The following is a 22,562-nucleotide window of genomic DNA, read 5'->3' as shown; positions in this document are numbered from 1 at the left end:
CGGCCCCGCGGGTCGTCGGGAGGCGCGGCAGGATGATCGCGTGACCGAGAACCCCGCGGGGCTGGTGGACGTGCACGCGCACTTCCTCACCGACCGGTACGTCGCCGAGGCCACCCGCGCCGGGCACGTGCGGCCGGACGGGATGCCCGCGTGGCCGTCGTGGAGCGAGGACCGGCACCTGCGGCTGATGGACGAGCACGGCATCGCGCGGTCGGTGCTGTCCGTGTCGTCGCCCGGCGTGCACTTCGGCTCCGACACCGAGGCGGCCGCGCTGGCGCGGCACGTCAACGACCACGCCGCCGCGGTCCGCGACCGGCACCCCGACCGGTTCGGCGGCTTCGCGTCGCTGCCGCTGCCGGACGTCGACGCGGCCTTGGCGGAACTGGCGCGGGCGTTGGACGAGTTGGGGGCCTCGGGCGTCGCACTGGAGTCCAACGTGGACGGCCGCTACCTCGGCGACCCGCTGTTCCTCCCGCTGCTGGAGGAGCTGCACCGCAGGGAGGCCGTGGTGTTCGTGCACCCGACGTCGCCCCCGAACTGGGCGGCCGTGTCGCCGGACCGGCCGCGGCCGATGCTGGAGTTCCCGTTCGACACCACCAGGACCGTCGCGGACCTGCTGTTCAGCGGGGCGCTGGAGCGCTTCGACGGCATCCGGTTCGTCATCCCGCACTGCGGTGGCGCGCTGGCGCTGCTGGCCGACCGGGTGGAGCTGTTCCGCACGACGTTCACCCCCGGCTCGGGCGCGTCGACCCGCGACCAGCTCGCGGGTCTGTGGTTCGACCTGGCCGGGACGCCGTTCCCGACCCAGGTCCCGGCGCTGGCGAGCGTCGTCGGCACCGGGCGGCTGCTCTACGGCAGCGACTTCTGCTTCACCCCGCCGGAGGCCGTGGGACGGCAGCTGGCGTCGATCGACGCGGCCGGGCCGCAGTGGCGCGACCTCACCACCCGCAACGCCGACCGGCTGCTGCGGGTGGTGAGGTCCGAGGGGGCTAGCGGCGCAGGCGCGCCGTGAACACCACGGGGTCGACCCCGGTGAAGTAGGCCGCGTTGGCGACGTAGACCGTGTCGCCCCGGCGGGCCAGGGAGGTCGGGTTCTGGAGCAGGCCGTCGGTGTTGGCCAGGACGACGGTGTGCGAGCCGTCCGGGCGCACCAGGACCACCTCGTTCGCGGCGAACCCGGCGACGAGCACGCTGTCGCCGTTCCCGGTGAACTCGAGGTCGTCGATCAGGCCGAGCCCGGAGGCCACGACCCGAGCCGGACCGGCGGACCGGTCGTACCGGATCGGGACGCGGACGACGGAGCCCGCGTCGGTGTTGGTCGTCCACACCGCGCCGTTGTGCACGGCCAGGCCGTTCACGCCCGCCAGCGAGGTCATCGCCAGCTCGGGCGCGGTGCTCCAGGCGACCGCGCGGCCGCCGTGGACCGACGCCCGCCAGATCGTGCCGAGGATCGAGTCGGCGGCGTAGAGGTAGCCGCCGTCCAGGTCGAGGCCGTTGGCGAAGCCGGTCGGCGGGAGCGCCACGACACGGGTCGGGGTCCCGCCCGGTCGGAGCTTCCAGATGCCCGTCAGCTCCGCCGTGCCCGTCACGTAGTTGAAGTACAGCGTGCCGTCGTGGTCGCGGACGATGCCGCCGAGGAACGGCTCCCCGGTGAACGCCGGGGTCTTCGAGCCCTCGGGCGGCGCCGGGAGGGTCGCGAGGACCCGGATCTCGCCGCGCGGCGAGATCCGGGCGACTTGGCGGATGTTCGCGAACGTGACGTCCGCGGACCCGTCCGGTTCGAGCGTGATGTTCTCCGCCTGCTGCCGACCGGCGAGGTCCAGTCGGGCGAGGACCTTCGGCGAGGACAGGGACGGGTCGTGGGTGGCCGACGCCGGGAGGGTCGCCACCAGGGTGGCCGACAGTGCCAGCACCGTGGCGAGCGCGCCGCGCTTGGACATGGTTCTCCATCGCTTTTCGTTGGGACAGCGGCGAATCTCTGCCGCTGGTCGAAAAGCTAGGCGAGCCGGGGAAGGTCAAGAAGGGTGTGACGCACCCACGCACCGGCGGAATAGACGTGAGGGGGTGCGGCGCACCCACGACGACCGTGCCGCGGCCGGGTTATCTTCGCGGGGTGAGAGCGAACAACCACCTCGGCGAGTTCCTGCGGGCGCGGCGGACCCAGCTGAGCCCGGCGGCCGTGGGGCTGCCGGACGAGGGCAGGCGGCGGGTGAGCGGGCTGCGCCGCGAGGAGGTGGCGGATCTCGCGGGCCTGTCGACCGACTACTACACGCGGCTGGAGCAGGGCCGGGAACGGCACCCGTCCCGGTCGGTGCTGGACGCGCTGGCCGCGGCGATGTTGTTCGACGACATGGCGTTGCGGTACCTGCGGTCGGTCGCCGACCACGCCCCGCGCAAGCGCAAGCGCGAACCCGCGCGGTCCCGGCTGGACCCGCGGCTGTCGGCGCTGGTGGAGCTGTGGCCGTCCACGCCCGCGATCGCGCTGGACAGCCTCACGACCGTGGTCGGGGCCAACCAGCTGGGCCGGGCCCTGTACGCCGGGCAGGAGCACAACTCGTGCCTGGCGCGGCTGATCTTCCTCAACGAGGGGGCCAAGTCCTTCTACGGCGACTGGGACGAGGTCGCCGCCCTCACCGTGGCGTCGCTGCGCGCCGCGGGTGGCGCGGACCCGGACGACCCCCGGCTGATCGCGCTGGTCGGGGAGCTGTCACTCCGCAACGACGAGTTCCGCAGGCTGTGGGGCAAGGCCCAGGTGCGGATCAAGACCCGCGGGTCGATGTCCATCCAGCACCCCGAAGTCGGCGAACTGGCCCTGCACTACGAGTCCTTCACCGTCAACGCGGACGCCGGGGTGACGCTCAAGGTGTTCCACCCCGCGACCGCGGCGACGGCGGACGCCTTGGCCCTGCTGGGCAGCCTCAGCGCGCGGGAGGCCACTGTGGACGGTCGCGCGCCGAGCCACCGCGCCTGAGGTCAGCGAACACCCTCCCACACTGCGCGTTCCTCGCCGTCGGGCTCGTCGGTGGTGGTCGACTCCACGCCGATGCGGCGCAGGGACTGCCGTTCCGGGGTGTGCCGGGGCCAACCGGGGTCGCCGTCACGCGCGAAGCGGACCCAGACGTCGTGGACCTCGCGGGCGAAGGCGAGCGTCTCGTCCGTGGCGGTGACGCCGAGGATGCCGAAGTCGACTCGGTCGAGGGTCTCGAACACGAAGGGCAGCTCGACGCCGTGGCAGGCGCCCAGGCGGCCGTCGAACGCGGGCGAGCGCCAGGTGAACTCGTAGCGCCACGTCCCGGCGGCGTGCGGGGCGTGGGCGTCTGCCAGCCGTGCCGAGGGGACGCCGAACATGTAGTCGGTGCCGATGGCCGCCAGCAGTTCCCCTGGCGTGTCACCCTTCCCGGCCGCGCGGTACGCGTCGACCACCCGCGCGGGGTCCGGGTGCAGACGGGCCACGGCGAACTCCAGCGCCTCCGGCGTGACCGGCGGCATGGCGTCGCCGAGGCCGACGAGGTAGAGGTTCATCTCGTCGGAGTTGTGCCCCACCAGCAGGTCCACGGCGGCGCTCGCCCCCGCCGCGACGGCGTCGACCGGCTGCTCGTGGAGCAGGTCGCCGTCGAGCACGGGGCCGATGGGCGACAGGCCCATCAACGGGTCCCGCAGGCCGTCGACCGCCAGATCGGGCCGCTGCGAGGCCACCAGGGTCAGCGCGTCCACCAACGCTTGGTCGTCGGCTTCGAGGATCGGCCCGCCGAGCGCCTCGGTCACCGCGTGGGTGGTCACGGCGGCTTGCGCGGGGGTCAGCAGGTGCGACCCTCCCCCGCTCTGGCTGATCGCCCGGCGGACCAGCCCCTTCGGCGCCACCGCCAGCAGGTCGCAGACGCTGATCGCCCCGGCGGACTGGCCGAACACGGTGATGTCGCCGGGGTCGCCGCCGAACGCGGAGGCGTTGTCCCGCACCCACTCCAGTGCCGCGATCTGGTCGCGCAGGCCCCGGTTCTCCGGCTTCCCCGGCACCGAGCCGAACCCGAGGACGCCCAGGCGGTAGTTCACCGTCACCAGCACCACGCCGTCGCGGGCGAACGCGGTCCCGTCGTAGCCGAGGGTGCTGCCGGTGCCCGCGGTGAACGAGCCGCCGTGCACGAACACCATCACCGGCAGGCCTTCGTCGGCGAGCGTCGGGGTCCACACGTTGGCCGTCAGGTAGTCGTCACCGCGAATCCACCCCGGTCCGACGAGGCCCTCCATGTCGACGCCGGGGAACCGGGCGCTCGCCTGCGGGGCGGTAGGGCCGGACGAGCGGGCGTCGCGTTCTCCGTGCAGCACAACGCGTTCCGGCAGGCCGAAGCGCTCCGCGCGGGCGTACGTGATGTTCTTGAACGAGAACACGCCGTCGGCGTGGGTGCCGAGCAAGGTGGCGTCGCCCAGGCGCACCAGTGGTTCCGTGGTCATGACGTCTCCTGTTCGAACACCTTGCCGGGGTTGAGGACGTGGTGCGGGTCGAGGGCCGAGCGCACCGCGCGGTGCAGGGCGAGGACGGCCGGGTCGAGTTCGCGACGCAGGCCGTCGCGCTTGAGCAGGCCCACGCCGTGCTCGCCGGTGACCGTGCCGCCGAGGTCGAGCGCCTCGGTGATGATGTCGGCGAACGCGGCCTGCGCGCGCACCTTGCCGTCCTCGTCACCCACGGCTGTGAGCAGCAGCGGGTGCAGGTTGCCGTCGCCCGCGTGGGCGATGTTGGCGATGCGGGTGTCGTGGCGCAGGCCGATGGCCTGGATGCGGCCCAGCATCTCCGCGACCCGGCCGACGGGCACGCAGATGTCCTCGGTGAGCACCGGCCCGAGGCGTTCCAGGGCCGGGTAGGCGAGCCTGCGGGCGTCGAACAGCGCGTCGGCCTCCTGAGCGCTGGTCGAACGGGCGCTCCACGTCGCCCCCGCGTCGTCGAAGCACGCGAGCAGGGCGTCGGCCTCGGCCTCGCCCGCCTGGCCGGGAGCGTCGGTGCGGCCCAGCAGCACGGTGTCCGCGTCGGCGGACAGGCCCATGTTCTTCCACTCGTCGACCGCGATGAGGCACTGGCGGTCGACCAGTTCCAGCGCCGACGGAGTCAGGCCTGCCGCCGCGATCCGCTCCACGGCCACGCCCGCCGCCACGACGGAGGAGAAGTAGCCCGCGACGGTGTGCTCGACGGGACGGCGGGGGCGCAAGCGGACGGTGACCTCGGTGATGACGCCGAGCGTGCCCTCGGAGCCGACCAGCAGCGACGTCAGGTCGTAGCCCGCCACGCCCTTCGCGGTGCGGCGGCCGAGGCGGACCAGCTCGCCGGTGCCGGTCACGACCTGGAGGCCGAGGACGTAGTCGCCGGTCACGCCGTACTTCACGCAGCACACGCCGCCCGCGTTGGTGGCCACGTTGCCGCCGATGGTCGACCACGGCGAACTCGCCGGATCCGGCGGGTACCAGAGGCCGTGCTCGGCGCACGCCGCCCGCAGGTCGTCGTTGACGACGCCCGGCTCGACCACCGCGAGCTTCTCCAGGGGGTTGATCTCCTTGATCGCCCGCATCCCGTCGAGGGCGATCACCACGCAGCCCGCGGTCGCGTTGGCGCCGCCGGACAGGCCGGTGCCCGCGCCGCGCGCGACCACCGGGATCCGGTGCTCCACGCAGTGCCGCACGACGGCCTGGACCTCGGCGGCGGTCCGCGGGCGGACGACGGCGGCGGGCAGCTCCCACGGGGCCCACTCCGCCTCGTCGTGGCTGTACGACCGCAGCACGTCCGGGTCGTCGAGCACCCGACCGGGCGGGAGGAGCGCGCTCAGGTCCATTCCTCGACGCTAGTCACGGGTTCCCAGGGCGGCAATGTGTGTACTCTCCATGCTTGACCCGATCGAGTGGACCCTTCGTCCATCGACGAGGAGGCGCTGTGACCTCGTGGCTGGACCTGCTGCTCGACGACGCGTCGGCCGACGCGCTCGCCCGGCACCACGACGCCCTGCGGGCGACCGGTGGCGGACCGGACGTCGACCGCGACGCGCACTCGGCGCTGCGGCTCAGCTCCCTGCTGGCGCAACGGCGGCAGCGGGCCACCGAGCTGTCCGCGCTCAACGACATCGCCCGCGGCCTGTCCACGCTGCACGACCCGGACGACCTGGTCCGCGAGGTCGTCGGCCAGGCAAGGCGGCTGCTGGGCGTCGACCTGACCTACCTGGCGCTGGTCGAGGACGACCACCTGCGCATCGACGTCGCCGACGGCGCGCTGACCCCGCACCTGCTGGGGCTGAGCATCCCGCTCGACACCGGCATCGCGGCGGCCGTGGTCACGCGCGGCGAGCCGGTGTGGACGGCCGACTACCGCACCGAGCCGGGCGTGCGGCACGACGCCGAGGCGGACCGGGCGGCCGCCGCGGAGAACATGCGCGGGCTGCTGGGCGTGCCGCTGAGCGTGCACGGGCGGGTGCTCGGCGCGCTGCTGGCGGGCAAGCGGCAGGAGCGGAGCTTCGGCGAGGACGAGATCGCGCTGCTGTCGGCGCTCGCCGCGCACGCGGCCGTGGCGATCGACAACGCCCGGTCGGCGCAGGAGTCGCGCGCGACCGTGGACCGGCTCGAACGGACGTTGCACTGGGACCGGCGGCTCACCCGTGTGGTGCTCGACGGCGGCGGGGTGGACGACCTGCTCGGCGAGGTCGTGGCGGCGGCGGGCGACCGGGTCGTGTTCGCCTACGCGGGCGAACCCGCTCCCCTGCACCCCGACGTGCTCGACCCGGTGCTCGAATCGCTCGACGCGACCGGCGCGGCGACCGACCTGACCTGCCCGGACGGCCGCCTGCTCGTGCAGCCGGTGATCGCGGGGGGACGGGTGCTGGGCGCGCTGGTGCTGGCCGGTCCCGCCGAGCCGAGCGCCGACGACCGGCTGCTGCTGGAACGCGCGGCTCCCCCGCTGGCGCTGATCCTGGTGGGGCAGGAGGCCGTCGAGCGGGCGGCCCGGCTGACCCGCGACGCGCACCTGCTCGACCTGCTGTCCCGGCCGGTCGTGGACGCCGCGCGGCAGTTGCGCGGGGCCGGGCTCGACCCGGCGCGGACGTACAGCGTGCTGGTGGCCCGGCCGAGCACGCCTGCCGCGCGAACCCGGTTGACCGCGGCATTGCCGGACGGGTCGGCGCTGGCCACCGAGGGCGGACGGCTGCTCGCGGTCGTGCCGGTGGACGACCCGAACGCGCTGGGCGTCGACTGGCCGGACGACCTCACGGCGGGCGCGGCCGGTCCCGCCGCCGGGGCGGGCGACCTGGTCCGCTGCCGCCGGGACGCCGAACGGGCGTTGGACACGCTGGTCGCGCTCGACCGGACCGGGCAGGTCACGACCGCCGAAGGCCTTGGCGTGTACCAGGTCCTGCTCAGCACGCAGGGGCGGCAGGACGTGCGCGGCATGGTGGAGCGCGAACTCGGCGCGGTGCTGGCGGAGGAGCGGCAGCGGTCGGTGCCGCTGGTGCGGACCCTGCACGCGTTCCTGGACCACGGCAGGCGACCCGCGGCGACCGCGACCGAACTCGGCGTCCACGTGAACACGCTCTACCAGCGGCTCGCCGTGATCGACCGGCTGCTCGGCGAGAACTGGCGGGAGTCGGACCGGGCGCTGGACCTGCACCTGCTGCTGCGCCTGAACACCGCCCTGCCGCGCCTGCTGCCCTAGAAGTGGGTCACCGGCCGGTCCTGCCGCACGCCGTCGAGGAAGACGTCGACCTTCTCGTCGTAGAACGCGACCAGGCCCGCGATCGGCAGCAGGTCCTTGGTGGGGAACGAATAGCTCCACGCCAGGTCCGGGAAGACGCCGCGCGGGGTGGTGATCGACCAGTAGTCGGTGGTCGTCCCCTTGTACGGGCAGGAGGACACGGTGGCGGTGCGGGTCAGCACGGAGAAGTCGACGTCGGTCCGGCTCAGGTAGTGGCGGGTCGGCAGGCCGGTCTCGAACACCAGCACCGGGGACGACGACTCGGCGGCCACCACACCGTCGAGCTCGATCCGGACCGTGCGCGACGACCGCAGCGCGTCCACCCGCGTGTACGGGTCGCGCGGGTGCACGAAGACCTGCTCGTCCTCCTCGAACCACAGGTCCACGGCGGCCCAGTCGAACCGCACGGTGTCGTGGAAGTCGGGGTAGTGCAGGGCGCTCGACGGCCGGTCCCCGACCCGCTGGAGCCGCGCGACGCCCCGGCTGGTCTCGCGGGTGGAGTGCTCGTCCACCAGGAGCCCGTCCCGCACGTCGGCGCGCGGGAAGTAGTACTGCGGGTAGTGCGAGTGCTCCCACACGTAGAGGGCGCGGGTGCTGTCGACGACGACCTCGCCCGCCAGCACGCCGCGAACGTGCCGCGGGACGGGCGCCACGTGGTCCACGGGCACGATCGACGGCGGGTAGTTCGACATGGGCGGGCCTTCCTCAGTTCCGGTGCCGCTCGCGGTACGCGGTCGGCGACAGGCCCAGTCTGCTGGTGAACACCCGCCGCAGCCCCTCGTCGCTGCCGAACCCGCTGCGCGCCGCCGCCACGGCGACCGTGTGCCCCAGTTGGAGGAGCTCCCGCGCGTGCTCCAGCCGCACCAGTTCGACGTACCGGGCCGGGGTCGTGCCGATCTCGTCGTGGAACAGCCGGGACAGCTGCCTGCCGCTCACCGACGCCCGCGCCGCCAGCGAGGCGACGCCGTGGTCGGCCGCCGGATCGGCCGCGACCGCGTCGAGCACCGCGCGCAACGGGCTGTGCCGCGGCACCTGGGCCCGCGACGGCACGGCGAACTGCGACTGGCGGGCGGGACGGTTCAGGAACACGACCATCGCCCGCGCCGCCTCGGCCGCGACCTCGGGGCCGTGGTCCTCCTCCACCAGCGCGAGCGCCAGGTCGATGCCGGAACTGACGCCCGCCGCCGTGACGAACTCGCCGTCGCGCACGCAGAGGTCGTCCGGCCGCAGGGCGACGCGGGGGTAGCGCTGGGCGAACGACGCCACTTGGCGCCAGTGCGTGGTGGCCGCGCGCCCGTCGAGCAGCCCGAGTTCGGCCAGCAGGAACGACCCCGTGCACACCGACGTGACCCGATCCGCCCCCACGGCCAGCAGCCCGGCGGCCTCCAGCAGGTCGTGGTCGAGGTGCGCGTCGACCTCGCCGTACGTGCCGGGGACGAGCAGGGTGCCGCCCGGCTGGGCGTGGCGCGCGGCGCCGTCGGCACGCACGCGGACACCGGTGGCCGTGCGGACGTCCACGCCGTCGGACGAGACGACGTGCACCCGGTAGTCCGCGCCGAAGCGGTTGGCGTGGCGGAGCACGTCCACGGGCCCGGCGACGTCGATCGCCGTCACACCGTCGAAAGCCAGGACCGTCACCAGCACCACCTCATCCTGGCAGCGCGCACCGAGGCTGTGGTGGGCCAACTTTTCGCATGCGGCGCAAGGCTTTCCGCCTTTTCGGGCAGTGGAGGGCGTCAGCCGAACAGCACGACGTACGTCAGCACCACACCCAGCAGGTACAGCGGGTAGCCGACGCGGGCCGCCCTGGTCAGCACCCGCTCCGCGCCCTCGCGCCGGGTGGACACCAAGCGCTTGCGCAGCATGGCGATCAGCACGCACGTCGCGGCGAGCAGGATGAACGCGTAGTAGCCCCACTCCAGCGCCACCGTGTAGCTGACCGACGGGAGCTGCGAGGTGACGTTGTTCAGCAGCACGGCGGTGCTGAGGATCGCCGTGACGCCCATCGACACCGGCGCGCCGCCGTCGGACGCCGAGAAGAACAGCGACAGGTAGGTCACGCAGATCAGCAGGATCAGCGGCAGCAGGTTCTTCACCAGGAACGGGGCCGTGTCGCGGGCGATCTCCACCTCGGCGGCGTACTGGCTGTAGTAGATGCCCGACCCCGCGCCCTCGCTGTCGCCCAGCGCGTCGCTGCTGCCGACCGTGCGCTGGAAGAACCGCGCGGACGTGGCCACCCAGTTGGGGATCTGGTTGATGTCGGCGTTCGCGTCGGCCCCGCTGCGCAGGTAGGCCCTCGGGTCCTGGTCCAGGATCTCCTTGTCCGTCACGTACACCACCTGGTCGGCGGTGCGCGTCCGGTTCTGGAGAGTCACGGTCAGCCGTTGGTGGTCGAACGGGAACCCGCGGAACTCGAAGCCGCTCTTGAACCGCTCCCCCACCCGGTAGAGCCGGTAGGTGGCGCCGTTCTCGGTGACGTCCCGCAGCGGCGTTCCGAGCTTCATGTCGGGCTTGACGGCGTTGACGAACTGCACGTCGGCCGCCACCGGGTCGCCGGTGTACTTGAGCCACAGGAAGAAGTCGACGAAGTACGTGCCGTCCCTGGTGTCGAGGTCGCGCACCTCGTTGAGGTTGACGCCGGTCGCCACGACCTGGCGGCGGGTCAGGTACCGGTCGCCGATCGCGATCACCGACCCGGTCGCCAACCCCTCGCGCAGGGCTTCCGGCGTAGGCGGATCGAAGATCGTCAGCTGCACCGGTGCCGACACGAACCGGGTCCCGTCGCTGGTCACCACGGACACCGACATCTGCGCGGACCCCGTCGGCGAGAAGTAGAGCGGGCCCAGCAGGGCCGGGAACGAGTTCTTCCGGTCCTTCAACGCCGCCCAGCCGTCGCGCAGCCGTCGCCGGTCCGCCGCCCGGTCGGTGTCGGCGAGGCTCAGGCCCTTCATCACGTGCAGGCCGACGTTGACCGCCTGCCGCGCCGTGGCCGCCTGCCACAGCGGCCGCTCGCCGTAGCGCTGCTCGAACTCCCGCGCCCACGCCAGCGCCGGACCGGACAGCGAGTCGTTGGCCAGCGGCGTGCCGACGTAGAGGTTCGAGGTGAGCAGGCCCGGCCGGTCCAGCTCGCGCTCGGCCGCGAGGAGGGCGTCGTGGAACGGTTGCGTGCTCAGAGAAGCCGTGCCGAGGATGGGAGCCGTGACGCCCGAGGTGCGGAGCTTCCGGATCACGTCGACACCGCGTTCGGTGGCCAGCACGATCGGTGTGGCGGGGTCCAGGTCGTCCGGGGCTTCCGGGCCCAGCTCCACCACGCGCTCGACCGTGCCGAACTCGTGGAACGACTCGGCGAACGCGTCGCGCACCGACCGCCCGGCCTCGTCGGCGTCGTGCACGACGACGGCCTTCGTCGCCTTGAGCACGTCGGCGAGGTAGACCGCGAGGAAGTCCGACTGCGTGCGGTTGCCGAACATGCTGCGGAAGTACCAGTCGCTGCCGTCGGTGATCCGCGAGGACCCGGCCGACGGCGTGATCGCGGGGATGTGCGCCCGCAGGTAGACCGGCGCGGCCGCGAGCGCCGCGTCACTGGACCCGTGGCCCACGACGAACAGCACCTTGTCCTCCCGGACGATCCGCTCGGCGACCTCCCGCGCCCGGTCGGCCCGATCCTCGTCGTCGTAGACGAGCAGCTCGACCGGGTGCCCGCCGACCCCGCCAGCCGCGTTCACGGTGTCGAGGTGCATCCGCACCCCGCGTTCCATCGCCTTCCCGCCCGCCCCGTCCATCCCCGCGACCAGCGCCACGAAGACCGGCTCACCGCTCTGCCCGCCCGACGCGGTGTACACGCCGAGCACCGCCAGCAGCGCGACCGCCACCACCCCGACCGCGATCCAGGTCCGCGCTCCCCGCCGCCGGGCTGTGGCGGGCACCTCCGGCCGGGGTGGCTCCACCAGGTCCGCCACCTCCGCGGGCGGCCGCGGCTCCACGTCGAGCGCCTTGCGCGCCTGCCCCGTGGCCGGATCCGCCTCGATCGCGAACGCCCGGTCCAGGCAGAACCGCCGCTCCGCGTCGTCGGCCACCACCTCGGCCAGCCACCGCCACGCGGGCTCGTAGTCGATCTTCAGCGCGAGGGCCCGCCCGAGCAGCGCGCGAGCGGCGGCGGGATCGGCGCCGCGCACCGCGAGAGCCCGATGGGTGAGCACGGACGGGGTGTCGGTCACGACGGCAGACCTCCGAGGTCGGGCACGGGCGTGACGGACCGTAGGGGGTCACGCACGGCCCCGATCGAGCATCCTTCGACCGGGTCACGGCGCTCGTCCGAGCGAGGCGTTGGCCACTTTCGGCAGGTCGGCGGGGTGGGCGTGTGCTCGACTTGGGGAACCGAGACCCCCTGGAGGAGACCTGTGCTGGTTGCCGAGTGCGACGCCGTGCTGTTCGACAACGACGGCGTGCTGGTGGATTCGGACGCGGGGGTGCACGCGGCGTGGAGCCGGTGGGCCGTGGCGTTCGGGTTGCCGGTGGACGAGGTGACCGAGGCGGTGCACGGGCGGCGGGCGGTGGACACCGTGGCGCTGCTGGTGCCCGAGTCGGGGCGGGTGGGGGCGTTGGCCGACATCACCCGGTGGGAGGTCGAGGAGGCCGCGGGCACCACGGCGATCGGTGGGGCGCGGGCGTTGGTGGAGTCGTTGCCGCGTGAGGTGTGGGCCGTGGTGACGTCCGGGGTGACGACGCTGGCGTCGGCACGCCTGGCCGCGGCCGGGTTGCCGACGCCGCCGGTGCTGGTCGCCGCCGACGACGTGGAGCACGGGAAGCCCGCGCCGGACGGGTACCTGGCCGCGGCGACCGCACTCGGGGTCGAACCCAGGCGGGCGGTCGTGCTGGAGGACAGCGCCGCGGGCATCGCGGCGGGGCGGGCGGCCGGGGTCGCCGTGGTGGTCGGGGTCGGCGAGCGGGCGGTGACCGCGGGGGCGGACCTGGTGGTGCGCGACCTCAGCGGGCTGCGGTGGGTGGACGGGGCGCTGCACGTGGACCGCTCGACCCTGCTCGGCTGACCGCGCGTCCGTCCACGGCGGACCGGGAGCTCAGTCGTGGAACCTCTCCCACGCGGACTGCCGGGTCATCCCCAGCGCCTCACCGATCCGCACCCACGTGACGTCGCGGGCGCGCAGGTCGAGCACGCGCTCGCGCAGCCCGGTCTCCACCTGCGCCGCCGTCGACGCCACGCGCGGCAGGTGGTCCAGGAGTTGCTCGTCGGTCATGCCCGACCACTCCGGCACCCGCGCCTCCACCGGGCCGTCGGTCGCCAGGATGCCAACGCACAGGTCGACGCACCCGTCGCAGATGTAGACCCCCGGTCCCGCGATCAGCTTGCGCACGTCGACGGCCGCCTTGCCGCAGAAGGAGCACATGGTCCCCACCTTTCCGTCAGGCAGCGCCTGACAACACCACGACGATACCGTGCTTCCGTGTCCGCCGACCTCGATCTCGCCGCATCGGTCTTCGACGACCAGCGCTCCCGGCTGTTCGGCATCGCGTACCGGATGCTCGGCAGCGCGGCGGAGGCCGAGGACGTCGTCCAGGACGCCTGGCTGCGCTGGCAGGCCTACGACCGCGAGACGGTCCGCGACGCCGCGGCGTTCCTCACGACCGTGACGACCCGGCTCGCCATCAACTCCGCGCAGTCGGCCCGCTCGCGGCACGAGACCTACGTCGGCCCCTGGCTGCCCGAACCCGTCGACACCAGCGCCGATCCCGCGCTGGGAGCCGAACGCGGCGAGGCGTTGGAGATGGCGGTCCTGCTGCTGCTGGAGAAGCTCACGCCGACCGAGCGCGCCGCCTACGTGCTGCGGGAGGCGTTCGACTACCCGTACGCGCAGATCGCGGAGATCCTCGACACGACGGGGTCCAACGTCCGCCAACTCGTCAGCCGGGCCCGCAAGCACGTGGCCGACGAGCGCCGCGCGCCGGTGGACCGGACCGAGCAGCGGCGGCTGCTGGCCGCGTTCCTGCTGGCCGCGCAGACGGGTGACCTCGGCGCGCTGGAGGGGCTGCTCGCCGCGGACGTCGTCAGCTACTCCGACGGCGGCGGTGTCGTGCGCGCGTCGCGGATCCCGGTGTTCGGCCGGGCGACCGTCGCGAAGTACGTCGCGGCGTTCGCGTCCCGCTTCTGGACCGGCGCCACGGTCACCTGGGTCGAGGCCAACGGCCGTCCCGCCGTGCTCGCCTCGCGGGACGGCGTGCCGTTCGTGCTGGTCGCGGTGAGCGCGAGCGAGGAGACCATCGACCAGGTGCTGTGGGTGATGAACCCCGAGAAGCTCGTCGGGATCTCCTCGACCTGACCTGTCACAGATCCGCGGGCCGCCCGGTCATGACTGGTGACCGGCAAGCGGACCAGGGGAAGGTGCGGCATGAAGATCGTCGTTATCGGGGGCAGCGGGCTCATCGGGTCGAAGCTCGTGGCGAAGCTCGGCGACCACGGCCACGAGGCGGTGCCCGCGTCGCCCGCGTCGGGCGTGAACACCCTCACCGGCGAGGGGGTGGCGGAGGTGCTGACCGGGGCCGACGTGGTCGTGGACGTGTCGAACTCCCCGTCGTTCGCGGACGCGGACGTGCTGGAGTTCTTCGAGACGGCCACCACGACCCTGCTCGCGGCGGCGGCCGAGGCGGGCGTGGGCCACTACGTGGCGCTGTCGGTGGTCGGCGCGGACCGCCTGCCCGACAGCGGGTACCTGCGCGCGAAGGTGGCGCAGGAGCAGCTGATCACGAAGTCCGGCCTGCCGTACTCGATCGTGCGGGCCACGCAGTTCTTCGAGTTCGCCAAGGCCATCGGCGACGCCGCCACGGTGGACGGCGTCGTCCACGCGCCGTCGGCGCTGATGGAGCCCATCGCCGCCGAGGACGTCGCCTCGGCGGTCGGCCGCGTCGCGGTCGGCGCGCCGGTCAACGGCGTGGTCGAGGTCGGCGGTCCCGAGCTGATCGGCATGGACGACCTGATCCGCCGCAGCCTGGCGGCGCGCGGCGACGCCCGCGAGGTCGTCACGGACCCGCACGCCCGCTACTTCGGCACCGAGCTGGCCGAGCGCAGCCTGGTGACGGGCGACGGCGGGCTCACGGCCGAGACCACGTTCGCGGAGTGGCTCGCGGCCCGGTAGGGGTCACGGCGGCGGCCCCCGCGCGGGGCCGCCGCGACGCTCGACACAGTTGAGTTGATGCTTCAACCTTCGAGGCGTACGGTCGGCGGCGAGTCGGCACGAGCACGGAGGAACCATGGAACTCGGGATCTACAGCTTCGCGGACCGGCACCCGGACCCGGTGACCGGCGAGCAGATCTCCGTGTCCCGTGCGCTGAGGAACACCGTCGAGCGGATCAAGCTCGCGGACGAGTTGGGCATCGGCTTCTACGGCGTGGGCGAGCACCACCTGGACAACTACGCCAGCTCCAACCCCGGCACCGTGCTCGCGGCGGCGGCGAGCGTGACCGAGCGGATCACGTTGAGCAGCGCGGTGACCGTGCTCAGCACCGAGGACCCGGTCCGCCTGTACCAGCAGTTCACGACGCTCGACCAGCTCAGCGAGGGCCGCGCGGAGCTGCTGGCCGGGCGCGGGTCGTTCACCGAGTCGTTCCCGCTGTTCGGCGCGGACCTCGGCGACTACGACGAGCTGTACGAGGAGAAGCTGGAACTGCTGCTGCGCCTGGACCGCGAGGACCCGATCACCTGGTCCGGCCGGTTCCGCGCGCCGCTGGAGAACGCGCACGTCCTGCCCCGGCCGTACGGCGACCGGCTGCGGATCTCCGTCGGCACGGGCGGCAACCCCCAGTCGTCGGCGCGCGCGGGCGTGCTCGGCCTGCCGGTGGTCTACGCGATCATCGGCGGCGAGCCGGAGCGGTTCGCGCCGCTGGTGGACCTGTACCGCCGTGCGGGCGCGGCGGGCGAGCACAAGCCCGAGGACCTGCACGTGACGATGAGCGCCATCGGGCTCGTGGCGAAGAACTCCCAGGACGCCAAGGAGTCCTTCTACCCGTACTGGCTGGAGACGATGAAGTACGGTGCGAAGGCCCGCGGCTGGGCCGTGCCGACCCGCGGCGAGTACGACGAGTACACCCGCGGCGCGCGGGCGCTGTTCACCGGCAGCCCGGACGAGATCGCCGAGCGGCTGATCTCCGTCGGCAGGCTCGTCGGGGCGGACCGCTACGCGATGCAGATGGACTGGGCGGGCGTGCCGCACGCCACGATCATGACGGCGATCGAACTGCTGGGCACCGAGGTTCTTCCCGCGGTGCGCGCGGAACTCGGCGACTAGTCCACAGTGGACGGCTGGGCTCCCGCGCCGGGAGGGCCCGCCGCGGCCATGAGGCTCTGCCAGGGCGTGCCGTCGAAGATGAGCAGGATCGACGTGATCCGGCCGTCCTCCAACCGGAAGTGCTCGGCCGTGCGCTGGACGCCGACGGGCGAGGCGGTGCGCACGTCGTAGACCAGGGTCGCCTCCTCCTCGCCGTACAGCTCGCTGATCAGGTCGACGCCGGTGACGAGGGAGAGCAGCCCGTCCAGGCCGTCGAGGTGGCCGGTCGCGCTGTCGGAGGTGATGAACGGGCTGCGGAACCGGAACCCGTCGCCGATCTGGGCGGCGGCCGTCGCGACGTCGCCCCGGAATCGGGCTTCGTGGTAGGCCCTGACCGTGGTCTTGGTGGTCATGTCGTCTCCTGGGTGAGGTCGATCCGGCGCTGGTTCTCCGCGAGGCGCAGGCACAGGTGCCGGAACCGGGACAGGTCGTCCGGGGTGAACCCGGCGAACAGCGCGTCCATGGCGCGGTTCGTCGGCACGCGGAAGGCGGTCAGCCACTCGCGGCCCGCGGCGGTGAGGCAGACCCGGACCGACCGGCGGTCGCGCCGGTCCTGGACGCGCTCCACCAGCTCGTCCTGGGCCAGCGTGTCCACGAGGCCGGTGACGTTGCGGGAACTCACCCCCGCCGCGCGGGCGAGGTCGCCGATGCTCACGCCCTCCTCGGGGCCGGTGTTCAGCCGGACGAGGACGTCGAGCGCGCCCGCGCTGAGACCCCGGCCGCCCGCCCCGTGCCCCCGCAGCCGGTCCACGGCCTGCGCGGCCGAGCGCACGGCCGCCGCCGTCTCCAGCGCCAGGGTGTCGCCGCCCAGCGCGAACGCGCCCATCGCCGCCCTGACGCCCGGATCGTAGAGAAAGCCCTGGTCATCGCTGACCGTGCTCTCCGCGGATTTATGTACGTGCTTCACAATGAAGGGATACTACATTTCGGGGCGGGACGCTTCACACCCCGTGCACCAGCGCCGCGGCGGCCGCGCGGGCGTGGTCGGCCTGCGCCGGGTCGCCGAGGATCCCGGCGCTGACCATCGCGCCCTCGGCGAGCAGGAACAGCTGCGGCGCCAGGGTTTCCGGCAGTCCGGCGGCCGCCACCAGGTCCGCGAGGTAGGCCGCGAACGCCTGCTTGTGGTCGCGCGCGGCCCGTGCGACGGCCTCCGACGTCGCTCCCAGCTCGCCGTGGCCGTTGATCCACGCGCAGCCGCGGAAACCCGGTTCGCGGAACCAGGCCCCGAGCCAGTCGAACACCGCGAGGAGCCGGGCGCGCGGGTCGTCGACCTCCTCCACGAACGCCGCGAGCGCGCCGCGCCACCGGACGTCCCGCCTGCGCAGGTACGCCTCGACGAGCTGCTCCTTCGCCGGGTACAGCGCGTAGAGCCGCTTGAGCGAGAGGCCGGAGCCGCCGCGCAGGTCGTCCATCCCGACGGCCTGGATGCCGCGGGCGTAGAAGAGGTCCTCGGCCGCGTCGAGCAGCCGGGTGCGAGCCGTGTCGGCGTCGAGTGGCATGGGACGTCCAAGGGGTTGCGGCGGAGAACGTGCGTTCTCTACGCTACCCGGAGAACGCACGTTCTCCGAATCGAGAGGCCGGCCATGAGCGACCGCCCACCCCTGCCCCCGTTCACGCTGGAGACCGCACTGCGCAAGGTGCGGGCCGCCGAGGACGCGTGGAACACCCGCGACCCGGAGAAGGTCTCGCTCGCCTACAGCGAGGACTCGGTGTGGCGCAACCGCGACACGTTCGTGCGCGGCCGGGCGGAGATCGTGGCGCTGCTGACCGCGAAGTGGGAGCGCGAACTGGACTACGCGCTGCGCAAGTCGCTGTGGACGTTCGCGGGCAACCGGATCGCCGTGCGCTTCCAGTACGAGTCCCGCGACGCGGCGGGCACCTGGTACCGCAGCTACGGCAACGAGAACTGGGAGTTCGACGAGCACGGCCTGATGACTCGGCGCGAGGCGAGCATCAACGACGTGGTGATCGCGGAGTCCGAGCGGCGCATCTTCGGCCCGCGAGCCGAGGGCGAACCGGACCTCCCTCTCCGATAACCCCCGTTCGGGTGACCACCAGGTGTGCCGAACGGCCGATCGGGCTATCCAGGGCCGGTGACGCACCCCGCTCCCCCCGACACCAGGTTCGGCGTCCGGTCGGTGCTGGCCCTGGTGGCGCTGGCGCTGCTGGCCGTGCCGTTCGGCCTGCTGCTGTTCTTCGTGCAGGACCAGTGGCCGCCCCTGCAACGCCTGGACGACGGCGCTCGCGACGCCCTGCACCGCGTCGCGCTCCACCACGGCGGGTTCGCCGCGACGATGAAGGTGTTGAGCTTCGTCGGGTCCGCGCCGGTGTACGTCGTGGCGTTCACCGCGATCACGCTCTGGCTGGCGCGCGCCGGGTCACGTCGGCTGGCCGCGTTCGTCGCGGTCACCGAACTCGGCGGGGCGGTCCTGAACGAGCTGGTCAAGACGCTCGTGGACCGCACCCGCCCGGTCGTCGCCGACCCGATCGCGCACGCCTCCGGGCTCAGCTTCCCCAGCGGCCACTCGCAGGCCGCCGTGGTGTCGTACTCGGTGCTGCTCCTGCTGTTCTGGACCGCGCTCGCCCCGGTGTGGCGGTGGGTCGCCGCGGCGGCGTCGTTCGTCCTGGTGCTGGGCATCGGCCTGTCACGGGTGGCCCTGTCGGTGCACTACGTGTCCGACGTGCTCGCCGGGTACGCGCTCGGCGCGGCGTGGGTCCTGGTGATGACGGCCGTGTTCGGCGCGTGGCGGCTCGAACTGCGCGCGCCCGCCGACAAGGTCCCTACTTCGTCGGAGGCCTGAACTCCGGCTGGTCCAGCACCCGCAGCCAACTGCCGTCGGGCTGACGGCGGACGACCTGCGCGCGGGCGCCGGACCCGTCCTTGGGCGGGGTCGACGTGAGCGCGAGGTCGCCGCTCACGAGCGTGGGCAGCGGTTCCTCGTGCTCGAAGTGCGGACGGTTGGCCAGCACCTTCTCCCACAGCTCGCGGATCGCCTCGCGGCCGACGGTCGTGCTGCCGGCCGGGTAGGCCAGGACGGCGTCCTCCTCGTAGAGGGCGGCGACGCCCGCCGCGTCGCCCGCGTTGGACCGTTCGACGAACAGCCTGGTGATGTCCTCGGGTGTCAGCGCTTTCTCGGTCATGCCCCCAGCCTGGTCCCGCCTGGATCAGAAGTCCAACAGCTGGTTCTTCTGGAAGCTAGAATCTCCGGTCATGGACCTGAGGCAGCTGGAGTACTTCGTCGCGGTCGCCGAGGAGAAGAACTTCACCAGGGCGGCCGAGCGCGTGCACATCAGCCAGTCCGGGGTGAGCGCGCAGATCCGGCAGCTCGAACGGGAACTCGGCGCGGAGCTGTTCGACCGCTCGACCCGCGTCGCCACGCTGACGGTCGCGGGCAAGGCCGCCCTCGACCACGCTCGCGCCGCGCTGGCGGCCGCGGCCGCCGTGGGCCAGGCGGTCGGCGAGGTGACCGACCTGATCCGCGGCAGGCTCGCCGTCGGCATGGTGATCGGCTGCACCGTCACGCCGCTGTTCGACGCGCTCGCCTCGTTCCACCGCGCGCACCCCGGCGTGGAGGTCGCCCTGCTGGAGGACAACTCCGACCGGCTCGTCGAGGGGGTGCGCGACGGGACCACCGACCTGGCGCTGATCGGCGCGGCGGCGGTGCCGGACGGGCTGGAGGCGTGGACGATCGTCAGCGAGCCGCTGGTGGCCGTCGTCCCGCCCGGCCACCCGTTGACGGTCCCCCGCCGCGTCGGCCTGCGCGACCTGTGCGCCCACCCGCTGGTGTGCATGCCACCCGGCACCGGTCTGCGCACGGTGTTCGACCAGGCCTGCGCCGCGCGGGACGTCCGGCCGACCATCGGCTTCCAGGCCAGCGCCGCGGACGCCATCGCGGACCTCGCCGCCCGCGGCCTCGGCGTGGGCGTCCTCAGCGAGTCGATGGCCGCCCACTACCGCGACCGCCTCACCGCCGTGCCGCTGCACGACGTCGCCGAGCCCGCCCTGCTGTGCCTGGTGTGGCGCGGCGGCGCCGCTCCGGCCCTGCGGGAACTCCTCGCCCACGCCCGGAGGAGTTTCACCATCGGCGAAACTACGACGTTCGGCGTATCCACTCGGACCCCACGCCCCTCCTGACAGGTGTAGGCGGCGCACAGGGGGTGCGCCCGCCACTGCCGGAGTCTCACGTCCGGCACGGACCGGGGGGTCTTCCAGATGAAGAAACACGCACGTGACAGCTTCTTCGTGGTCGGCGAAGGGGTGCTCGAGTTCGACGGTCACGGGGATCCGACCACACGACAGCCGTCCACGGTCGAGGAGTTGCGGCGGTTCCGCTTCTCCCGCCTCGGGCCGAAGGGGACGCGGACGGACGAGGCGCTCCGGACCGCGCTGGCCGAGGCCGTGACGGCGGAGGTCCCGCAGGCCGATTCGGCCGTACCGGCCGGTTTCACCTACCTCGGCCAGTTCGTGGACCACGACCTGACGATGGACCGCACCGACGCCCTGCTGGGCGACGACGTCACCCTCGGGGAGCTGCTCCAGGGCAGGTCCCCGGCGCTGGACCTGGACTCCGTCTACGGGCGGGGTCCGGACGACAAGCACGACCGGGACTTCTACGCCGAGGACGGCGTGAGGCTCAAGGTGGGCAAGACGTCGCCGACGAGCTTCCCGGACGAGCGGGTCAACGTCGAACTGGACGGCTTCGACCTGCCGCGCCGGGGCGGCGTCGGCGGCACCGCCGCGGACCGGCGGCTGCCGCTCATCCCGGACGCGCGCAACGACGAGAACCTCGTGGTGGCGCAGACGCACCTGGCGTTCATCCGCTTCCACAACCGCGTGGTCGAGGAGCTGGCGCTCACCGGGCTCACCGGGCGGCGGCTGTTCGCCGCGGCGCGCGAGACCGTGGTGCGGCACTACCAGTGGCTGCTGCGCACGGACTTCCTGCCGCGGGTCGTCGACCCGGCGATCGTGGAGGACGTCTTCACCAACGGGCGCAGGTTCTTCGAGGCCCCTGGCCGCGGGCACGCGCACCACGGCAACCACCCGACGATGCCGATCGAGTTCTCGGTGGCGACGTACCGGTTGGGGCACAGCATGATCCGGGGCGCGTACCAGTGGAACCGGGTGTTCAACTCCAACGGCGGTCCGGGCGGGATCGCGACCCTGCTGGCGTTGTTCACCTTCACCGGTGTGTCGGGCAACTTCCAGCCGGGGTCGCAGATCCCGGACCTGGACGACCCGAACTCCGGCACGGTCGACACGCTGCCGACCAACTGGATCGCGGACTTCCGCCGCCTGTACGACTTCACCGAGGCGGACCGGCCGGACCTCGTGCCACCGGCGGGCGGCGGCAACGTGACCAAGCGGATCGACTCGCTGCTCGTCGACCCGTTGAAGCAGCTGCCCGCGGGCACGTTCGGCGGCCGGGGCACCACGTTCCCGGACATCCAGCGCAACCTCGCGTTCCGCAACCTCACCAGGGCGAGCATGGTCCGGCTGGCCAGCGGCCAGCAGATGGCGGACCTGCTGGGCGTCGAACCCCTGACCACCGACCAGATCCTGGTCGGTGACGGCGGCGCGTCGCTCGACTCGCTCACCGAGGAGCAGCGGCAGGAGGTCGCCACCACCACGCCGCTGTGGTTCTACGTGCTGCGCGAGGCGGAGCTCAACGGCGGTCTGCTGGGACCGGTCGGCGGGCGGATCACCGCCGAGGTGTTCCACCGCGCCATGGAGGGCAGCCGCACGTCGATCGTGCGCACGCCGTCGTGGCGGCCGACGCTGGGGCCGGACTCGACGACGTTCCGGATGACCGACCTGCTGCTGTTCGCCTTCGAGGGCAAGGCCGACCTGCTCAACCCGTTGGGCGAGTGAGGTGGCGACGGCGGAGCGGTCCGACCTGCGGGTCCGGGCCGAGCGGCTGCTGGGCCGCGCCACGGGGCCCGCGCTGAGGATCTCCCTCGGCGTGGTGTTCGTGTGGTTCGGCGTGCTGAAGGTGGTCGGCGACTCGCCGGTCGCCGAGCTGATCAAGGCCACGCTGCCGTGGGTGGACCAGGGTTTCCTGGTGCCCGCGCTCGGCTGGGTCGAGATCGTGCTCGGGGTGGCGGTGCTCGTCGGGCGTCCGGCGAAGCTGGCGCTGATCGCGGTGGCGGCGCACCTGGTGGGCACGTTCCTCGTGTTCGTGCAGGCGCCGTCGATGGTGCTCAGCGACGGCAACCCGTTGCTGCTCAACGGGAACGGCGAGTTCGTGCTGAAGAACCTGGTGCTGGTGTGCGCCGCGCTGGTCCTGTTCACCCAGGCCGGTCAGGCCACCGGCACGGACTGGGCGAACCGGAAGAAGCCCTCCGGGTCGTAGGCGGCCTTGACCTCGCGCAGCCGGCCGGTGTTGTCCGCGTAGTAGGCGGCGAACCAGTCGGCGAGCGCGGGGTCGGGGAAGTTGGCGTAGGCGCCGCCGGTGCCCCACGGGTGCACCTCGGCCCAGCTCCGGCGCAGCCACTCGACGGCCTCCCGTCC

General features: G+C 73.0%; 24 protein-coding genes. 12 read left to right on the top strand and 12 right to left on the bottom strand.

The features are described from left to right. Nucleotides 1-40 precede the first annotated feature (40 nt). Nucleotides 41-1,012 (top strand): amidohydrolase family protein, encoded by a 972-nt coding sequence (locus ACFWW9_RS20035; RefSeq protein WP_390379632.1) that lies wholly within the window; start codon nt 41-43, stop codon nt 1,010-1,012. Here ACFWW9_RS20035 and ACFWW9_RS20030 read toward each other — a convergent pair. Further along, nucleotides 990-1,940: a hypothetical protein gene (locus ACFWW9_RS20030; protein ID WP_390379629.1), complete on the bottom strand. Its 951-nt coding sequence runs from the start codon at nt 1,938-1,940 to the stop codon at nt 990-992. The two genes, ACFWW9_RS20035 and ACFWW9_RS20030, sit on opposite strands and share 23 nt — an antisense overlap. A 173-nt stretch (nt 1,941-2,113) precedes the next feature. On the opposite strand from ACFWW9_RS20030, the gene ACFWW9_RS20025 reads away from it, so the two are divergent. Next, on the top strand, nt 2,114-2,971 hold the full coding sequence (locus ACFWW9_RS20025; protein ID WP_390379627.1) for a helix-turn-helix domain-containing protein: 858 nt from the start codon (nt 2,114-2,116) through the stop codon (nt 2,969-2,971). 2 nt (nt 2,972-2,973) lie between these two features. Here the strand turns inward: ACFWW9_RS20025 and ACFWW9_RS20020 are convergent, their stop codons facing one another. Together ACFWW9_RS20020 and ACFWW9_RS20015 are read right to left on the bottom strand one after the other, a co-directional pair. Next, complete coding sequence (locus tag ACFWW9_RS20020) at nt 2,974-4,449, bottom strand: carboxylesterase/lipase family protein (protein ID WP_390379624.1); 1,476 nt, start codon at nt 4,447-4,449, stop codon at nt 2,974-2,976. Beyond that, nucleotides 4,446-5,816 carry an FAD-binding oxidoreductase gene (locus ACFWW9_RS20015; RefSeq protein WP_390379621.1) on the bottom strand — a complete coding sequence of 457 codons (1,371 nt, stop codon included), beginning with the start codon at nt 5,814-5,816 and terminating at the stop codon, nt 4,446-4,448. The genes ACFWW9_RS20020 and ACFWW9_RS20015 overlap by 4 nt, the downstream gene beginning before the upstream one ends. Before the next feature lie 98 nt (nt 5,817-5,914). On the opposite strand from ACFWW9_RS20015, the gene ACFWW9_RS20010 reads away from it, so the two are divergent. After that, the gene (locus tag ACFWW9_RS20010) at nt 5,915-7,678 is read left to right on the top strand and encodes a GAF domain-containing protein (RefSeq protein WP_390379618.1); all 1,764 of its coding nucleotides are present in this window, start codon (nt 5,915-5,917) and stop codon (nt 7,676-7,678) included. Here the strand turns inward: ACFWW9_RS20010 and ACFWW9_RS20005 are convergent. From ACFWW9_RS20005 to ACFWW9_RS19995, 3 genes are all read right to left on the bottom strand, one after another. Further along, a complete protein-coding gene (locus ACFWW9_RS20005; RefSeq protein WP_390379616.1) occupies nt 7,675-8,409 on the bottom strand; it encodes a DUF427 domain-containing protein in 735 nt (244 codons plus the stop codon). The genes ACFWW9_RS20010 and ACFWW9_RS20005 overlap by 4 nt on opposite strands. 13 nt (nt 8,410-8,422) lie before the next feature. Further along, entirely contained in the window at nt 8,423-9,355 is a 933-nt protein-coding gene (locus ACFWW9_RS20000) for a GlxA family transcriptional regulator (RefSeq protein ID WP_390379613.1), read from the bottom strand. 98 nt (nt 9,356-9,453) lie between these two features. Then, entirely contained in the window at nt 9,454-11,934 is a 2,481-nt protein-coding gene (locus ACFWW9_RS19995) for an ABC transporter substrate-binding protein (protein ID WP_390379610.1), read from the bottom strand. 183 nt (nt 11,935-12,117) lie between these two features. Between ACFWW9_RS19995 and ACFWW9_RS19990 the strand changes: the two genes are divergently transcribed. Then, the gene (locus ACFWW9_RS19990; protein ID WP_390379607.1) at nt 12,118-12,765 is read left to right on the top strand and encodes an HAD-IA family hydrolase; all 648 of its coding nucleotides are present in this window, start codon (nt 12,118-12,120) and stop codon (nt 12,763-12,765) included. Between the two features lie 30 nt (nt 12,766-12,795). On the opposite strand, the gene ACFWW9_RS19985 is transcribed toward ACFWW9_RS19990, so the two are convergent. Then, nucleotides 12,796-13,122, bottom strand: a complete 327-nt coding sequence (locus ACFWW9_RS19985) for a ClpX C4-type zinc finger protein (RefSeq protein ID WP_390379604.1) — start codon at nt 13,120-13,122, stop codon at nt 12,796-12,798. A 57-nt stretch (nt 13,123-13,179) separates the two neighbouring features. Here ACFWW9_RS19985 and ACFWW9_RS19980 point away from each other — a divergent pair, with 57 nt between their 5' ends. The 3 genes from ACFWW9_RS19980 (at nt 13,180) to ACFWW9_RS19970 (ending at nt 16,015) form a co-directional block, all read left to right on the top strand. Further along, nucleotides 13,180-14,052 (top strand): RNA polymerase sigma-70 factor, encoded by an 873-nt coding sequence (locus ACFWW9_RS19980; RefSeq protein ID WP_390379601.1) that lies wholly within the window; start codon nt 13,180-13,182, stop codon nt 14,050-14,052. Nucleotides 14,053-14,121: 69 nt separating this feature from the next. Beyond that, nucleotides 14,122-14,865, top strand: coding sequence for an SDR family oxidoreductase (locus tag ACFWW9_RS19975; protein WP_390379598.1), 744 nt, complete (start codon nt 14,122-14,124; stop codon nt 14,863-14,865). A gap of 115 nt (nt 14,866-14,980) precedes the next feature. Beyond that, nucleotides 14,981-16,015, top strand: a complete 1,035-nt coding sequence (locus ACFWW9_RS19970) for an LLM class flavin-dependent oxidoreductase (protein ID WP_390379596.1) — start codon at nt 14,981-14,983, stop codon at nt 16,013-16,015. Here the strand turns inward: ACFWW9_RS19970 and ACFWW9_RS19965 are convergent. Genes ACFWW9_RS19965 through ACFWW9_RS19955 form a run of 3 tightly spaced genes read right to left on the bottom strand, consistent with a single transcriptional unit; the run spans nt 16,012 to nt 17,553 of the window. Continuing rightward, on the bottom strand, nt 16,012-16,407 hold the full coding sequence (locus ACFWW9_RS19965) for a hypothetical protein (protein ID WP_390379593.1): 396 nt from the start codon (nt 16,405-16,407) through the stop codon (nt 16,012-16,014). The genes ACFWW9_RS19970 and ACFWW9_RS19965 overlap by 4 nt on opposite strands. Beyond that, a complete protein-coding gene (locus tag ACFWW9_RS19960; RefSeq protein ID WP_390379590.1) occupies nt 16,404-16,961 on the bottom strand; it encodes a MarR family winged helix-turn-helix transcriptional regulator in 558 nt (185 codons plus the stop codon). The genes ACFWW9_RS19965 and ACFWW9_RS19960 overlap by 4 nt, the downstream gene beginning before the upstream one ends. Nucleotides 16,962-16,995: 34 nt before the next feature. Further along, entirely contained in the window at nt 16,996-17,553 is a 558-nt protein-coding gene (locus ACFWW9_RS19955; RefSeq protein ID WP_390379587.1) for a TetR/AcrR family transcriptional regulator, read from the bottom strand. An 84-nt stretch (nt 17,554-17,637) separates the two neighbouring features. On the opposite strand from ACFWW9_RS19955, the gene ACFWW9_RS19950 reads away from it, so the two are divergent. Continuing rightward, nucleotides 17,638-18,090 (top strand): DUF1348 family protein, encoded by a 453-nt coding sequence (locus tag ACFWW9_RS19950; protein ID WP_390379584.1) that lies wholly within the window; start codon nt 17,638-17,640, stop codon nt 18,088-18,090. Between the two features lie 57 nt (nt 18,091-18,147). Then, a complete protein-coding gene (locus ACFWW9_RS19945; protein ID WP_390379581.1) occupies nt 18,148-18,855 on the top strand; it encodes a phosphatase PAP2 family protein in 708 nt (235 codons plus the stop codon). Here ACFWW9_RS19945 and ACFWW9_RS19940 read toward each other — a convergent pair. Then, nucleotides 18,836-19,195 (bottom strand): YybH family protein, encoded by a 360-nt coding sequence (locus ACFWW9_RS19940; protein ID WP_390379578.1) that lies wholly within the window; start codon nt 19,193-19,195, stop codon nt 18,836-18,838. The genes ACFWW9_RS19945 and ACFWW9_RS19940 overlap by 20 nt on opposite strands. A 70-nt stretch (nt 19,196-19,265) precedes the next feature. On the opposite strand from ACFWW9_RS19940, the gene ACFWW9_RS19935 reads away from it, so the two are divergent. The 3 genes from ACFWW9_RS19935 to ACFWW9_RS19925 all read left to right on the top strand — a co-directional run bounded on the left by ACFWW9_RS19935 (nt 19,266) and on the right by ACFWW9_RS19925 (nt 22,404). Next, nucleotides 19,266-20,189, top strand: coding sequence for a LysR family transcriptional regulator (locus ACFWW9_RS19935; protein WP_390379575.1), 924 nt, complete (start codon nt 19,266-19,268; stop codon nt 20,187-20,189). A 78-nt stretch (nt 20,190-20,267) separates the two neighbouring features. Next, complete coding sequence (locus tag ACFWW9_RS19930) at nt 20,268-21,923, top strand: heme peroxidase family protein (RefSeq protein ID WP_390379571.1); 1,656 nt, start codon at nt 20,268-20,270, stop codon at nt 21,921-21,923. A gap of 1 nt (nt 21,924) precedes the next feature. Next, nucleotides 21,925-22,404 (top strand): DoxX family protein, encoded by a 480-nt coding sequence (locus tag ACFWW9_RS19925; RefSeq protein ID WP_390379568.1) that lies wholly within the window; start codon nt 21,925-21,927, stop codon nt 22,402-22,404. Here ACFWW9_RS19925 and ACFWW9_RS19920 read toward each other — a convergent pair. Beyond that, nucleotides 22,353-22,562, bottom strand: a 210-nt coding sequence (locus ACFWW9_RS19920; protein ID WP_390379565.1) for a BBE domain-containing protein, incomplete at its 5' end; no start/stop codon positions are given. The two genes, ACFWW9_RS19925 and ACFWW9_RS19920, sit on opposite strands and share 52 nt — an antisense overlap.

The sequence above is a fragment of the Umezawaea sp. NPDC059074 genome, from assembly GCF_042738955.1.
Lineage (GTDB): Bacteria > Actinomycetota > Actinomycetes > Mycobacteriales > Pseudonocardiaceae > Umezawaea.
This window is presented reverse-complemented; position numbering and strand designations above follow the sequence as displayed.

Bases quoted from the DNA above. Each gene is read 5' to 3' on its own strand.
- ACFWW9_RS20015 (WP_390379621.1), bottom strand. From the start codon at position 5,816: ATGGACCTGAGCGCGCTCCTCCCGCCCGGTCGGGTGCTCGACGACCCG.
- ACFWW9_RS20020 (WP_390379624.1), bottom strand. From the start codon at position 4,449: ATGACCACGGAACCACTGGTGCGCCTGGGCGACGCCACCTTGCTCGGC.
- ACFWW9_RS19965 (WP_390379593.1), bottom strand. From the start codon at position 16,407: ATGACCACCAAGACCACGGTCAGGGCCTACCACGAAGCCCGATTCCGG.
- ACFWW9_RS19970 (WP_390379596.1), top strand. From the start codon at position 14,981: ATGGAACTCGGGATCTACAGCTTCGCGGACCGGCACCCGGACCCGGTG.
- ACFWW9_RS20005 (WP_390379616.1), bottom strand. From the start codon at position 8,409: ATGTCGAACTACCCGCCGTCGATCGTGCCCGTGGACCACGTGGCGCCC.
- ACFWW9_RS20030 (WP_390379629.1), bottom strand. From the start codon at position 1,940: ATGTCCAAGCGCGGCGCGCTCGCCACGGTGCTGGCACTGTCGGCCACC.
- ACFWW9_RS19930 (WP_390379571.1), top strand. From the start codon at position 20,268: ATGAAGAAACACGCACGTGACAGCTTCTTCGTGGTCGGCGAAGGGGTG.
- ACFWW9_RS19985 (WP_390379604.1), bottom strand. From the start codon at position 13,122: ATGTGCTCCTTCTGCGGCAAGGCGGCCGTCGACGTGCGCAAGCTGATC.
- ACFWW9_RS19975 (WP_390379598.1), top strand. From the start codon at position 14,122: ATGAAGATCGTCGTTATCGGGGGCAGCGGGCTCATCGGGTCGAAGCTC.
- ACFWW9_RS19955 (WP_390379587.1), bottom strand. From the start codon at position 17,553: ATGCCACTCGACGCCGACACGGCTCGCACCCGGCTGCTCGACGCGGCC.
- ACFWW9_RS19940 (WP_390379578.1), bottom strand. From the start codon at position 19,195: ATGACCGAGAAAGCGCTGACACCCGAGGACATCACCAGGCTGTTCGTC.
- ACFWW9_RS19950 (WP_390379584.1), top strand. From the start codon at position 17,638: ATGAGCGACCGCCCACCCCTGCCCCCGTTCACGCTGGAGACCGCACTG.
- ACFWW9_RS19935 (WP_390379575.1), top strand. From the start codon at position 19,266: ATGGACCTGAGGCAGCTGGAGTACTTCGTCGCGGTCGCCGAGGAGAAG.